The organism is Roseimaritima sediminicola, from assembly GCF_009618275.1.
Lineage (GTDB): Bacteria > Planctomycetota > Planctomycetia > Pirellulales > Pirellulaceae > Roseimaritima > Roseimaritima sediminicola.
The window spans coordinates 149986-164704 of record NZ_WIAD01000006.1 but is presented as its reverse complement, the minus strand read 5'-3'; the positions used below and the strand labels follow the sequence as shown (position 1 = coordinate 164704).

10 protein-coding genes are annotated in these 14719 nt (G+C 62.6%); 6 read left to right on the top strand and 4 right to left on the bottom strand.

The genetic code is table 11. The features are described 5' to 3' along the window. Positions 1-113: 113 nt before the first annotated feature. The 4 genes from GE027_RS05680 (at position 114) to GE027_RS05665 (ending at position 9173) form a co-directional block, all read left to right on the top strand. A complete protein-coding gene (locus tag GE027_RS05680) occupies positions 114-2597 on the top strand; it encodes a DUF1592 domain-containing protein (RefSeq protein WP_153556207.1) in 2484 nt (827 codons plus the stop codon). Between the two features lie 5 nt (positions 2598-2602). After that, positions 2603-3946 carry a DUF1552 domain-containing protein gene (locus GE027_RS05675; protein WP_153556206.1) on the top strand — a complete coding sequence of 448 codons (1344 nt, stop codon included), beginning with the start codon at positions 2603-2605 and terminating at the stop codon, positions 3944-3946. 433 nt (positions 3947-4379) lie between these two features. Further along, entirely contained in the window at positions 4380-7709 is a 3330-nt protein-coding gene (locus tag GE027_RS05670; RefSeq protein WP_153556205.1) for a PSD1 and planctomycete cytochrome C domain-containing protein, read from the top strand. 12 nt (positions 7710-7721) lie between these two features. Continuing rightward, complete coding sequence (locus GE027_RS05665) at positions 7722-9173, top strand: DUF1501 domain-containing protein (RefSeq protein ID WP_153556204.1); 1452 nt, start codon at positions 7722-7724, stop codon at positions 9171-9173. Here the strand turns inward: GE027_RS05665 and GE027_RS05660 are convergent. Beyond that, positions 9163-10527, bottom strand: coding sequence for a PQQ-binding-like beta-propeller repeat protein (locus GE027_RS05660; protein WP_237607316.1), 1365 nt, complete (start codon positions 10525-10527; stop codon positions 9163-9165). The two genes, GE027_RS05665 and GE027_RS05660, sit on opposite strands and share 11 nt — an antisense overlap. Positions 10528-10622: 95 nt before the next feature. Here GE027_RS05660 and GE027_RS05655 point away from each other — a divergent pair, with 95 nt between their 5' ends. Next, entirely contained in the window at positions 10623-11114 is a 492-nt protein-coding gene (locus GE027_RS05655) for a SixA phosphatase family protein (protein ID WP_153556203.1), read from the top strand. A gap of 15 nt (positions 11115-11129) precedes the next feature. After that, positions 11130-12359 (top strand): metallophosphoesterase, encoded by a 1230-nt coding sequence (locus GE027_RS05650; protein WP_237607315.1) that lies wholly within the window; start codon positions 11130-11132, stop codon positions 12357-12359. Between the two features lie 90 nt (positions 12360-12449). Here GE027_RS05650 and GE027_RS05645 read toward each other — a convergent pair whose 3' ends face one another. The 3 genes from GE027_RS05645 to pstB are packed head-to-tail and all read right to left on the bottom strand — an operon-like array spanning position 12450 to position 14698. Continuing rightward, positions 12450-13139 (bottom strand): response regulator, encoded by a 690-nt coding sequence (locus tag GE027_RS05645; protein ID WP_153556202.1) that lies wholly within the window; start codon positions 13137-13139, stop codon positions 12450-12452. Positions 13140-13141: 2 nt separating this feature from the next. Continuing rightward, complete coding sequence (gene phoU, locus GE027_RS05640; protein WP_153556201.1) at positions 13142-13834, bottom strand: phosphate signaling complex protein PhoU; 693 nt, start codon at positions 13832-13834, stop codon at positions 13142-13144. 6 nt (positions 13835-13840) lie between these two features. Beyond that, on the bottom strand, positions 13841-14698 hold the full coding sequence (gene pstB, locus GE027_RS05635) for a phosphate ABC transporter ATP-binding protein PstB (protein ID WP_153556200.1): 858 nt from the start codon (positions 14696-14698) through the stop codon (positions 13841-13843). Positions 14699-14719 lie beyond the last annotated feature (21 nt).

Here is a 14719-nt window from a genome sequence, read left to right as displayed (position 1 = left end):
TAATAAACCCCCTTGCCAAAAAAGACCTGTTGTTGCCCCGGGCAATTGTCCGACGGTGATCAATAGCTGCTTCGGCAAGCTCCCACCCCATTTACCCCCACTTTGATCTGCTCATGCGGTTACGCGCAGTCATATGCTTGGTAACGCTTGCGGCGTCCTGCCTGCTGTCAGCCGATTCGCCCCTTCTGCCGGGTGGCAAATCCCTGTTGGCTGCCGACGCTGCGAAGCCGAGCCCGACTCCTCATTCGACCCCCGCCGAAGACTGGGCCGAGTCCGGTGCGGACTTGATCCGCTCCCACTGCCTGGATTGTCACAACGAGGACTACCAGGAGGCCGAGGTCGATCTGTCGCAGTTCGCCAGCGTCGAAGGCATCGCCGCCAACCAGGGGTTGTGGAAGCGAGTGCTGGAGATGGTTCAGTTCGGGGCGATGCCCCCCGAAGACGCCGAACCACTGAGCGACGACCAGCGTGCGGGCCTGGTTCAGTCTCTGGACCGCGTCCTCTACAGCGCGGCCTGCGACCTGGATCCTCGGCCCGGCAAAGTGACCGTACGGCGATTGAACCGCGCCGAGTACGACAACACAATCAGCGATCTGTTCGGCGTGCCGCTGAGCGTCTCGGACTCCTTTCCCTCGGATGAGGTCGGGGCCGGATTCGATAACAACGGCGACGTGTTGTCGATCCCGCCAATGTTGTTCGAAAAGTACATGGCGGCGGCGGAACAGGTTTCTCGACAAGTCATCTTTGATCCGCGCAACATCGAACGCAAAGACATCGAACATTCCGGCGATCAGATCCTGACCCTCGGCGATGCTTGGGTGGGCAGCTTCTACGGTCACTTCCTAGCGGCCGATACGATCGCTTGGACCGAGATGCAGGTTCCCTACACCGGCCACTATCGATTGCACATTCGCGGTGGCGCGACCGAAAAGGACCAAACGGTACGAGTCGGCGTGTTCGACGCCGAAGGCGTGTTGCTCGACTCCTGCGAATTGAAACACTACGGCAGCAGTGGCGGCAGCGCTCACAGTTCGGTGAAGGTGACGCTGAACAAAGGTCGCACGCGATTGTTGTTCGGCTTGCTGGAGCAAGACGCCGAGGCCCAGCCTGGCAAAACGGTCCTGGCGGGCGTCGAACGGTTGACCGAAGAAGAGATCGCGGCCGGACGCGCGGCGGTGGGCAAATCCATCAAAGTCGACCGCAAGGCCGCCGAACAAGACGTCGCGTACATGCTTCGCAAGGTCACACTGAATGGTCCCGAAGGCACGCCCGAAGGCTTGATTCCGGCTTCGCACCCGCGGATCCTGACGCACTATCCCGCCAAGGACCGCAGCGTTCGCGAAGCGGCCAAGCTATGCCTCCAGCCGCTGCTGCGGCGAGCTTTCCGCGGACCGGTCGATGACCAAACGGTTGACGCCTATGCGCGACTGACCGAACAGATGCACAAGCGAGAGAAATCGTTCGAGCGAGCGATGCAGGTGACCGTCAGCGCAATCCTCGTCTCGCCCCGGTTCCTGTTCCGCGTCGAACTGCCGCCGGAGAACGACACGCTCGAACCCGGCGCGGTCCGCCCCCTGACCGATCATCAACTGGCCAGCCGGTTGTCGTACTTTCTGTGGAGCAGCATGCCGGACGAGGAACTGCTGCGGTTGGCCGATGAAGGCAAGTTGAGCGACGAAGCGGTCTTGCGCGAGCAGGTTGCGCGGATGTTGAAAGACGAGCGAGCCGAGGCATTGGGCGAGAACTTCGCCGCCCAGTGGCTGGGGCTTCGCAACCTGGACCAGTTCGAACCCGACCCCACGCAGTTTCCCGATTTTGACGATTCCCTGCGTGAAGCGATGCGTCAGGAGACGTTGTTGCTGTTCCGCGATGTGGTCCGCGAAAACCGCAGCGTCCTCACGCTGCTGGATTCCGCCCAGACGTACGTCAACGAACGGCTGGCTGCCCACTACGGCATCGACGGGGTGGAGGGCGACGAGTTTCGTCTGGTGTCGGTGCAGGAGGCGGGTCGCAGCGGCATCCTGACGCATGCCAGCGTCCTGACGCTGACCAGTAACCCGGGCCGCACCTCGCCGGTCAAACGCGGCAAGTGGATCATGGAAACGTTGATGGGCACGCGTCCGCCGGATCCGCCTGCGGGCGTTCCCGAACTGGAGGAAACCGCGACGTCGAATCCCGACGCTTCGCTCCGCGTGCAGCTGGAAGCCCATCGCGCCGACCCGGCCTGTGCCTCCTGCCACCGCGTGATGGACCAATTGGGTTTTGGCCTGGAGAACTTTGGCCCCCTGGGCGGCTACCGCAGTGAAGAACGCGGCCAGCCGATCGACGCCACAGGCGTCCTGCCCGGTGGCCGCAATTTTGACGGCGCCTTGCCCCTGATCGAACAGCTTCGCAAGACCGAGAGCGAGGCCTTCGTCAACACCATGGCTGACCGCCTGTTGACGTTCGCCATCGGTCGCGAACTGACCCCCGTGGATCGTTGTTTCTTGACGGACATCGTCGCCGAATCCGCCGAATCGGAGCACCGCTTCGTGGCTTTGGCGACCGCTGTCGCACTCAGTAAACCGTTTCGCTTTCACACTCTGGAAGAGAAGTAATCACCATGTCGCAGCTGAATCTTAAACGCCGAACGTTTTTGCGTGGTGCGGGCGCCCTCGTGGGCCTGCCTCTGTTGGATGCCATGCTGCCCTCGGTGCAAGGTGTCGCCCAGGCGGCGGCCGGCACTCCGGCGACGGCGCCGACGCGCATGGCTTGCATCTTCTTTCCCAACGGCGCGATCATGCCCGATTGGACGCCCCAGGGCCAAGGGCGTGATTGGCAACTGTCCAAGACGCTCAAGCCTTTGGAGCCGTTCAAGTCGAAACTGAACGTGATCTCGGGACTGGCCCTCGACCAAGGACGCGCCCACGGCGACGGTGCCGGCGACCACGCTCGCTGTTCGGCCACGTTCCTGACCGCCGCCCATCCCGTCAAAACGGCCAGCAACATCTATGTCGGCGTTTCGGTCGACCAGGTCGCCGCTCGCCAATTGGAAGGCCAAACCAAACTCAGCTCGATCGAACTGGGGCTGACGACCAGCCGCAATGCGGGCAGCTGTGACAGCGGTTACAGCTGTGCCTATTCCTCGAACATCTCCTGGCGCAGCCCCACCCAGCCGATGAGCAAGGAGGTGACGCCCAAGGCCGCCTTCGAACGCCTGTTCGGCAACGGCGACGTCAAGGGTCGACGCGAACGCGATTTCTATCGCCAAAGCGTGCTGGACGTCGTGGCCAGTGACGCCAAGGCACTGCTGAAACGCGCCGGCGGTTCCGACAAACGCAAGATCGACGAGTACTTCTCGTCGGTTCGCGATCTGGAACGCCGCATCGAGTTGACCGAAGCGGAAGAGCGGGCCGCGATGCCCGATTTGAAAGTTCCCGATGGACGCCCGGAAACGTTCCGCGAACACGCTCGGTTGATGTACGACATCATGGTGCTGGGCTTCCAGACCGACTCCACCCGTGTCGCTACGCTGATGCTGGACAACGCCGGTGGCAACCGCGTCTACAAAGAAGCCGGCGTCAACGACGCTCACCACGCGCTAAGCCATCACCGCAACCACGCCGACAAGGTGAAGAGCCTGTCGATAATCGACCACTACCTGGTCGAACAATTCGCCTACTTCCTCGAGAAGATGGACAGTGTCTCCGAAGGCACCGGCACCCTGCTGGATCACAGCATGGTCATGTACGGCAGCGGGATCAGCGACGGCAACCGCCATCAGCACCACGAATTGCCGATCGTGTTTGCGGGCGGCGCAGGCGGCCAGTTCCGCACCGGCGAACACATCGTCCGCAAAGAGGAAACGCCGATGGCCAACCTGTTCCTGACGATGCTCGACACCCTGGGAACCCCAGCCGAATCGATCGGCGACAGCACCGGCCGGTTCACCGACATCCTGGCATAGAGGTTCGTCAACAGTTGATTTTCGAGTCTGGTCATAGCTGAAGTCGCCAGACTTTGGATCTTTTCGTTGCCTCGATCCAATCTCTGGCGAACTCGGCTACCCCAAAGTTAAACCTGGACGCGTTTACCAGTAATCGAGTGTCGCCTTTCGCTCCGCGAAAGTAGTCGAGTGTCGCCTTTCGCTCCGCGAAAGTAGTCGAGTGTCGCCTTTCGCTCCGCGAAAGTAGCCGAGTGTCGCCTTTCGCTCCGCGAAAGTAGTACAAAGCAGCTATAAACCACCTCCACAACTTTCGCGGAGCGAAAGGCGACTCTGTTTCCACAACTTTCGCGGAGCGAAAGGCGACTCTGTTTCCACAACTTTCGCGGAGCGAAAGACGACTCTGTTTCCACAACTTTCGCGGAGCGAAAGGCGACTCTATCTGGATGGCTCATCCATGCTCCGTTCTCTTCTCTGCTTCGTCCTTTTGCTGCTGGGCACCGTGGACGGCTTGGCCGAAACGGAAGTGGACTACCTGACGAAAGTCAAGCCGCTGCTGGAGACCAAGTGCTATGCCTGCCACGGCCGTCTGAAGCAGGAAGCCGGCCTGCGGCTGGAAACGGTGCCCCTGATGGAAGAGGGCGGGGCGGTGTATCCGGGCGATGCCGAGGCGAGTTCGCTGATCGAACGGGTGACGGCCGAGGACGATCTGCGGATGCCGCCGCCCCATGAGGGTTCGCCGCTGACGGCCGAAGAGGTCCAGATGCTGCGGCGCTGGATCGACCAGGGCGCTCCGGCTCCCGAAGAAGCGGTTCCCGGCGGGCCCCTGGAACACTGGGCGTTTCAGCCCATCTCGCGGCCGGCTGTTCCCGAAGTCGCCGGTGCCGATGGCTCGGCTGCCACGAACCCCATCGATGCCCTGCTTGCGGCCCGCCACGCCCAAGCCGGTGTTCGTCCGGTCGGCCTCGCCCCGCGTTCGCTGCGGCTGCGGCGGCTGTACTTGGATTTGATCGGATTGCCGCCGACCGTCGAACAATTGAACGACGATCGTCGCTGGGAGGTGATCGTCGACGAATTGCTGCACGACCCCCAGCACGGCGTCCGCTGGGCGCGTCACTGGATGGACGTGTGGCGATACTCCGATTGGTACGGCCTGGGCAAACAACTGCGTTACAGCCAGAAACACATGTGGCACTGGCGCGACTGGATCATCGCGTCGCTGAACGCCGACAAGGGCTACGACCGGATGATCCACGAGATGCTCGCTGGCGACGAACTCGCGCCCACCGACCGCGACGCCCTGGCCGCGACCGGTTTCCTGGCTCGCAACTACTACCTGTTCAACCGCACCACGTGGCTGGACAGCACGGTCGAACACACCGGTAAGGCGTTCCTGGGACTGACCCTGAACTGCGCCAAATGCCACGACCACAAATACGATCCGATCAGCCACAAAGATTACTATCAGTTTCGCGCCTTGTTCGAACCGCATCAGGTTCGTTTGGACCCGGTGCCGGGAACCAGCGACTTTGATGCCGATGGCCTGCCGCGCGTGTTCGACAACCACCTGGATGCGACCACACACCTGCACCTCCGTGGCGACCCCACCCAGCCGGATCTAGAGACGACGATTTCGCCCAGCGTTCCGGAGTTGTTTGCGTCCTACCAACCGCCCATCGAACCGGTCCGGCTGCCGCCGCAAAGCTACGCTCCGGCACTGCGTCCGGAAGCCCAGCAGAGCCTGATCGCCGCGGCCGACGCGAAGGTTGCTGCGGCAAAACAACGGCTGGACAAAGCCCACCAGGCTGTCGAGGTCGCTCGCCAGAAGGCTGATGCCGAACCGTCGACCGAGCCGTCGTTTCATTTCCACGACGACTTCGATGCGGCCGCGCCCGACGACTGGGAGCTGTCCGGGCCGGGTTGGGAGTATCGCGACGGGATGCTGATTCAGTCGCAAGCGAACCGGGACCAGGCATCGCTGCGGCTGCGTCACACCCTGCCACGAGATTTCGAAGTGCGGTGCCGGTACACGACCACCGGCGGGCCGACCTACCGCAGCGTGACCTTCCGTTTCGACGCCAGCGAGGATGGCCGGTACAGCCAATCGGTCTACACCAGCGCCCATGCGCCGGGTCCCAAGGTCCAGGTGGCGTTGTCGCGAGATGGCAAAACGCAGTACCCCGGCGACGGCCGCGTGGCGATGCCGATCCCGCTGGACAAACCTCTCAACCTGCGATTTGCCGTTCGCGACCGGCTGGTCAACGTCTGGATCGATGACGCTTTCGTGCTGGCTTACCAGTTGCCCGATCGCCGCCCCGAGGGCACGTTTTCCCTGGCTCCGTTCGATGCGACCGCAGCCTTCGATGCGATCACCATCCGCTCGCTGGCCGCCGACGTAACGCTGAAACCCGCGGCGAATGCCCCGGCGGCGGCCGGCACCAGCAGCGTCGCCGATGCCAAAGCAGCTGCCGAACGTGCGGCGGCGGCTTGGGAGTTAGCCAAAGCCGAACGCACCGCGCTGGCTTCGGCCTTGGCCGCAGACACCGCCCGTTACGCTGGCGACGATCCCACGGCCGCCGAATCGCTGGCAGAGCAAGCGGCCATCGACCAGGCGTTCCAGCAACGGGCCGAAGCGGCGTTGAAGTTGCTCGAAGCCGGCGAGGACGAGAAGAAACAACAGCAAGCCGAAAAGCTGGTGCAAGCGGCCGAGAAGCAGTTGCAGGCGGCCCGCGCGGGCGAAGGCTCCTACCGCAGCGTTCGCGCCTCGCGCAAGGCCCTCGAAACGCCGGAACACAAATTTGAAGACTACCCGGCGGTCTATCCGGCGACCAGCAGCGGCCGTCGGCTGGCCCTCGCCCGCTGGATGACGGCTCGCGAGAACCCCCTGACCGCACGCGTCGCGGTGAACCATGTGTGGATGCGTCATTTCGGTGAACCGCTGGTCGAGAACGTGTTCGACTTCGGCCTGCAAACGCCACAGCCAGTGCTGCACGAAGTGCTGGATTACCTGGCCAGCGAATTCATCGAATCGGGCTGGAGCTTCCGTCATCTGCACCGCTTGATCTGTACCTCCGACGCCTACCAGCGTGATACCTCGACCGCTGCGGCCGATCCGGCCAGCCTGAATGCCGACCCGGAAAACGATTTGTACTGGCACGCCCATACGCGGCGTATGGAAGCGCAAGTGGTGCGAGACACCGTCTTGCACCTGGCCGGCGTCCTGGATCTGGAGATCGGCGGACCCTCGGTCGCGGTCGATGGCGATTCGGTCCGCCGCAGCATTTACTTCCGCCATTCTCGCGACGATCACAATCGCTTTTTATCGATGTTCGACGATGCCGATCTGCTGCAGTGTTACCGCCGTGTGGAGAGCGTGGTCCCACAGCAAGCTCTGGCGATGGCCAACAGCAAGCTGACGCTGGAGATGGCCGGCCGCATCGGTGACCACTTGGCCGCCTCGAGCGGTGATGCGAACGGTCAGACAGAGGACGACGCCGTGATGGTGACCGGTGTGTTTACGGCTTTGCTGGGTCGCCAGCCCGATCCACAGGAACTGGCCGCCTGCCTCGAGTACTGTGACGCTCTGCGGCGCTTGTGGCGCGAGCAGCATAAAGAAGGGGGCACGTCGGCGGGTCCAAAGTCTGGCGACCTCGGCGACAACGGTAATCCAAAGTCTGGCGACTTCAGCTATGCGGCGGCGGACGATGAGGAAGCGTTTGCGCGGCGCGTGCGAACGCGGCTCGTTCACACCCTGATGAACCATAACGATTTTGTTTCGATTCGATAAAGAGACACGCCCATGACCATGCCCCAGAATCATCGCCAGGACCGCCGAGCGTTTCTCGGGGGAGCGTTGGGTTTCGGTTCGTTGGCATTGGGAACGATGCTGCACAACGACCTGGCCGCTGGCAGACCAGACTCGCTCTGGCAACCGCCCAGCGGCCAGCCTCATTTTGCGCCGCGAGCCAAGAACGTGATCTGGCTGTTCATGCGGGGCGGGGTCAGCCACATGGAAAGCTTTGACCCCAAGCCGATGCTGAATCGGTTGGCCGGCAAGTCGATCTCGGAAACGCCCTTCGCCCACGTCAATGATCCGGAACGGCTGAAGAACGTTCGCGTCGTGGTCGTTAACGATGCCAACGGTCAACAACGAAACAAGCTGTACCCCTTGCAGGTCGGATTTCGCAAACACGGTCAGAGCGGTATCGAGGTCAGCGACTGGTTCCCGCACATCGGTTCGGTCGTCGACGATTTGGCCGTGATCCGTTCGATGTGGACGACCGACGACAACCACGGGGCCCAGGTCCAGTTCCACTCCGGCCGCCACATGCTCGAACCCCGCGTGCCGACGATCGGTGCCTGGGTGAATTGGGGTCTGGGCACCTTGAACGAAAACCTGCCGCAGTTCATCAGCATGGGACCGCGGTTCTTCGATCGCCGCGATGGCCACTACCTGGGGCCCGCCTATGATGCCGTGCCGCTGAAGGTCGATCCGCAGAATCCGCTGGACTATGCCACGCCCGAAGGCGACATCACGCCCGCCGAGCAACGCCTCAGCTTCGACCTGGTACAGCGGCTGAATCACTTGACGGCCCAGCAGTACCCGGGCGATGCCACGCTGTCGGCCCGGACTAAGTCCTACGAACTGGCCTACCGGATGCAGACGGCCGTGCCCGGCATCATCGACTTTTCTGGCGAGACCGAAGCGACGCACAAGTTGTACGGCTTGGACCAGCCGGAAACCAAGGACTTTGGCCAACAACTATTGGCCGCCCGCCGCTTTGCCGAGCAGGGCGTCCGATTTATTCAGATCCAGCACGGTGGCGGTGCGGCCGGGGCCTGGGACCAACACTCCAAGTTAAAGGCGATGCATTCGAAACTGGCCGGACAGGTCGACCGGCCGATCGCCGGGCTGCTGCAGGATTTAAAACAGCGCGGCATGCTGGACGAAACTCTGGTCGTATTCGCAACCGAGTTCGGACGGACGCCGGGATCGCAGGGAGCCGACGGCCGCGACCACCATCCCTTCGGCTTCAGCGTCTGGATGGCCGGCGGTGGTTTGAAGGGAGGCGTCGTGCACGGGGCGACCGACGAAATCGGTTTCCACGCCGTCGAACAACCCCACTACGTGACCGACGTGCACGCCACGATCCTCCACCAACTGGGCCTCCAGCCGCAACGCCTGGAAGTGCCCGGCCACAAACGCTTGGAGCGAGACTTCGGCCACCCGATCACCGACATTATCGCCTAGCTAGATCCACCGCGACGATCTCTTTGTCGTTACGAATGAACGCCGTGCGGCCGGCATAGGCGGGATGACTCCACACGACCTGACGGCCCATCGCCGTGTTGGTCGGTTCGACAACGTGGAACCGGCCGTGCTCTTCATAGCCGTCGGCGGTCAACGTCGCCAAAATCAGATCGCCCGTTTCGCTGAACAACAGGTAACGATCGGTGCCGGCCAACCGCGTTAGGAAGACCGTGCCCTGTTTGACGAAGCGGCGCTGCTCGGGCTGGGTGAACTGGAACGTATCCCACAACCGCTTGCCGGTCTGGACGTCGGCAGCGATCAAGGACCCCTTGTGGCAATCCGCGCCGAAGATCACGCCACCGTCCATCAGCGGCGTGCTGTTACAGGTATACACCGCGTGGTTGCGTTCACCCCGCCACAGTTCGGTCACGTCGGGTTCGTCCTGTTTTAATTGCAGCATCACCGACGTGCTGTGGATACCGCTGGCGTACAGCCGATCGCCTTCACGCTGGGGCCGCGAAACCGACATCCCGTAACTGGGTTTCAGGTCGACGCTCCAGTAGGGCTGGCCATCGGCAGGATTTAAACTGACCAGGGCGTCGGCGTGCCAGACCACCAGTTGGCGTACTCCGCCGGCTTCGACGATGACCGGTGGACAATACCCGACTTCGCTCGCATCCAGCCCTTTCCAGCGGACTTCGCCGGTGTGTTTGTCAAAGGCCACTACGGTCTGCCCCTCGCCGCCCACCATGCAGATCAACAGATCGCCTTCGACCAACGGATGCGAAGCGAATCCCCAGATCGGCACCGGCGCCCCGAAATCTTTGGTAAAGCTGCGTTGCCAGACAACTTGCCCATCGTCGACTTGCAAACACAGCAGGTCGCCTTCGCTGCCCAGAAAATACACGCGGTCCTCGTCCACCGTGGGCGTACAACGCGGGCCGTTGGGATAGGAGATGCTGTAGGGGCGTTCGTAGGCATGTTGCCACAACGTTTCGCCGGTCTTGGCATCCAGACAGTGCACGCGTTCCTGTCCTTGCAGTTCCGCCCGTTGCCCGGGATCATTGACCACCTCGCCCGACCGCCGCAAATAATCCGCCACGAACACACGGTCACCCTGAACCGCGGGACCGGCGTAACCGGCTGCGATCGGCACGCGCCATTTGATGGGCAGTCCGTCGGCTGGGATCGAACGAATCAGTCCGTCCTCTCGGTACACGCCGTCGCGAGTCGGGCCCATCCACTGCGGCCAGTCGTCGGCGGCCAGCACGGCCGGAGAGAGCGTCTGTAGCCCCAGGCCGAACAGCAGCACACCTGTCGCAAAACGCAGTCGCAAAACCAGCAAACCCAGCATGTCTTAAGCACTCCCGGTGGACGGGGCGAGGGGAGAAAGCGTCCCAGCGGACACAGCCTAGTATAACGCGGCCGAATCGGCGACACTGCTCAATCATGACCAAACACCTGATCTTCATGCGACATGCCAAGAGCGACTGGGACGCGCCCCAGGCCGGCGACCACGACCGGCCGTTGAATCGGCGCGGTCGCGGTGCCGCGGACCACATGGCCGACTGGCTGGAGCAACACGGCTACGTCCCGCAGCGCGTGCTCTGTTCCTCGGCCGTCCGCACCCGCGAGACGCTCCAGCGGATGGCGGCCCGGTGGTCGCAGGACGTCGACGCACAGTACCGCGACGAGCTGTACCTGGCCGCGCCGGAACGCTTGCTGAACAGTGTTTGCAGCGAAGGCGGCAGCGCCGACACGTTGATGGTGCTGGCTCATAATCCGGGTCTGGAAGCCGTGGTCCAGCGATTGACGCGAACCTATCAGCCGTTTCCTACGGCCGCGGTCGCCGTGTTTGAGATGCAGCTGGACGCCTGGTCGAACCTGGACGTCGATGGCGGTCACCGCCTGCTGGCGGTGCAGCGTCCCAAAGAGCTTTAAAGGGAGTCGGCAAACGTGTTCTCTGGATCGCTGTCCTCTTGGTTCTGGTGGCCCTACCTGGCGGCCGCGGTCGTCGGCCATTTCGGGTTGTACTTGGCGATCTACAACCGCCTGAATTCACTGGGCATCCCTCGCCGCCGCATCAAGCGACTGGTGTGGGTGTTCCTGGTTATGTGTTTGGTGACGCCGCTGGTGATCGCCGCGTTGTATGACGACTTTTTGGTCCGCGCGTTGTTTGCCGAACCGCCCTGGCTGGCAATGCCCGCTGGCCTGCGCGCCTACACGCTGCTGTGCCTGGCCACCTGGATCTATCCCGGCATCGCTTGGCTGTGGACGCGTCCGATCTTCGGCTTCCAACACCTGCGGGTCGACAAGTCGGCGGAGTACGCGCGGGTCGCTCGGCAAACCGACCAACCGCTAGCGCTGACGCCCAAGTGCCGCTGGCAATCTCGGTTGCCCTTTAATCAGATCCTCGATCTGGCCATCGAGGAGAAGCAGTTACCGGTCGCGGGTCTGCCGCCACGCCTGGACGGTTTGAGAATAGCTCACCTGTCCGATATCCACCTAACCGGCCACATCGCTCCGGATTACTACCGGTACGTCGTCGAACGAGCGACGGCGTGGAACCCCGATTTGATGGCTCTGACCGGCGACATCGTCGACGTCGACCGCTGCATCGATTGGCTTGCTCCCTGTTTCCAGTCCGCGCGGGCGGCAGAGGGTTGCTATTTCGTACTGGGCAACCACGACACGCGCGTGGCCGATCCCGAACAGATTCGCGCCGCGATGACCCGCATCGGCTGGCGCGACGCCGGCTCACGAACGATCCGCAAAATCTTGCGAGGCGTATCAGTGGACCTGACCGGCAACGAAGCTCCCTGGTTTCCCGCTCCACCGGACCTGGCCAGGGGAGCCCCGGAAACCAGCGACGGCCCGGCGGGGCAGGGCGGTGACGCCGCTCCGGCGGACTTTCGACTGGCTCTGTGCCATTCGCCGGACTGCATCCACTGGGCGCGGCGCAGCGGCGTGGAACTGATGCTGGCCGGCCACACCCACGGCGGCCAGGGCCGACTGCCGATCCTCGGGCCCATCCTCTCGCCCAGCCGTCACGGCAGCCGCTTTGCGTCCGGCGAGTTCTACCTGGCGCCGACCACGATGCACGTCAGCCGCGGCGTCAGCGGCGTGCACCTGATGCGGCTCCGCTGCCCGCCGGAACTCGCCCTGTTGGTCCTGCGCGCGGCTTAGGCGATTCGAGTGAAGGGGCGCGGGCGGCTAAAGCCTGGACTCCAGCGCCTATGCGGGAGTAAGTTGTTCTCGCATCCCATCAACCAACAACTACGACGCCGTTTCGCAGAAACGGTAGCCGACGCCGCGGACGGTTTCGACCAGGTGAGCCTTCTCGTCCAGCTTCCGTCGGATGGCGCGGATGTGCACGTCGACCGTCCGCTCCATCACGACCGTGCCGTCGCCGAGTACCGCGTCGAGCAACTCGCTGCGGACGAACACGCGGCCGGGCGAACCGGCCAGCGTTTCCAGCAACCGAAACTCGCTGCGCGTCAACTGCAATGGGGTGTCGTCGACCGTCACTTTGAACCGCACCGGATCGATCACCACACCGTGCGCCCGAATCACGCCGTCGTCGCTGTCCGGCTGGTCGCGGCGGCACAGCGATTTTACCCGCTGCAGCAAGACCTTCACGCTGAACGGCTTGGTCACATAATCGTCGGCGCCCAGCGAGAAACCGATCAACTGGTCGGACTCCTCAGACTTTGCCGTCAGCATCAGGATGCGGATCTTGCGAGTTTCCTTGTCGGCTTTCAGACTGCGACACACGTCCAAGCCATCGATCACCGGCAGCATCAGGTCCAGGATCACGACGTCGGGCCGCCGGTGCTTGGCCTGGGCGATGCCGTCTTCGCCGTCACTGGCGAGAAAAACCTCGTACCCTTGCTGGCGCAAGTTGTAGGAGATCACATCGGCGATCGAGCGATCATCCTCGACAATTAATACGGACGCTTTGGCCATGATCAATGCTTCCCTCCGGACACCGGCGTCCCCTCGATGGTCTCATGTTGATGCCGCACGATCTCCCCTTCCACCAGGTAGATCACGTCCTCGGCGATATTGGTCGCCAGATCGGCGATGCGTTCCAGGTGGCGTGAGGCGGACAAGCAGTGCACCGCAGGCACGACCAAGCGGCTGTCCTGCATCATCATGTCCTGCAGGATTTCGATGATCGCTACGTTGTGTTCGTTCACCTCTTTGTCGCGCAGCCGAATCTGCCGAGCCATCGACGCATCCAGTTTGACAAAACAATCCAGCGCGTCCCGCAGCATCCTTACGGCGGCCGCACTCATCTCTTGCAAGCGTGGCGGAGCGTCGAATTCCCGGAAGGGAACGAAGCCTTGCGAGCGTTCGCAGATATTAACCGCGAGGTCGGCGATGCGTTCCAGGTCGTTATTGATCTTCAGGACTGCCGCGATCCGGCGCAGGTCCGCGGCAACCGGTTGGTGCAGGGCCAGCATCTTCAGGCATTCTTCTTCGATGCGAATCTCTTCCTGGTCGACGTCGTAATCCTCGTCGGCGACTTCCGCCGCCAGGTCCATCCGCCGATCGCACAGGGCCAACATGGCCTTGTCGATCATGGCTTCCACGCGTGACGACAAGGCCAGGACCGAACCGTGCAATCGCTCCATGTCTCGTTGAAAGTGTTTTGTCATCGGATGCTATCCAAATTTCCCCGAGACGTAATCTTCGGTTTGTTGTTCGCGTGGCCTGGTAAAAATCTGTTCGGTCGGCCCGCTCTCGATCAGTCGGCCTTGAAAGAAAAAGGCGGTTTGATCCGAGACGCGGGAGGCTTGCTGCATGCTGTGGGTAACGATCACGATCGAGTACTGCTGGCGAAGTTCGAAGATCAAATCTTCCACGCGAGCCGTACTGGCCGGGTCCAGTGCCGAACAGGGTTCGTCCATCAACAGGATGTTGGGACCGGTCGCGATCGCCCGTGCGATGCACAAGCGTTGCTGTTGCCCTCCGCTCAGTCCCAGCGCGCTCTTGTGCAGTCGATCTTTGACCTCGTCCCAGAGGGCGGCTTTCTTCAGCGCCCATTCGACCAGTTCGTCGGTTTCGCGGCGTGAAATGTTCATGTGCAGTCGCGGGCCGAACGCGACATTCTGGTAAATGGACTTCGGAAACGGATTGGGTTTCTGGAACACGATGCCGATCCGCCGCCGCAGCGCGACCACGTCGGTGGAACGCGCCAACAGGTCGACGTCGTCCTCGCCGACGTCGCCTTTGAGCACCAGATGTCCCTGGGCGTGGGCCCCGGCGACCACATCATTCATACGGTTCAACCACTTCAACAGCGTGCTCTTGCCGCAGCCGCTCGGCCCGATGAACGCCGTCACCTGATGGCGTGGCACGTCCAGCGAGAGCCCATGGATCGCCTGAAAATCCCCGTACCAGGCGTCGAAGTCTTTGATCTCGATGCGGGCCGGCCTCGCCGGCCGGGCGGACTCACTGGCGTCCTTACTGGCAAGCGGCCGCTCCACCACCGGCGGGCGGTTCTTGGATTTGGGTTCCATGGGTCGGACTTGAAGGTTCAT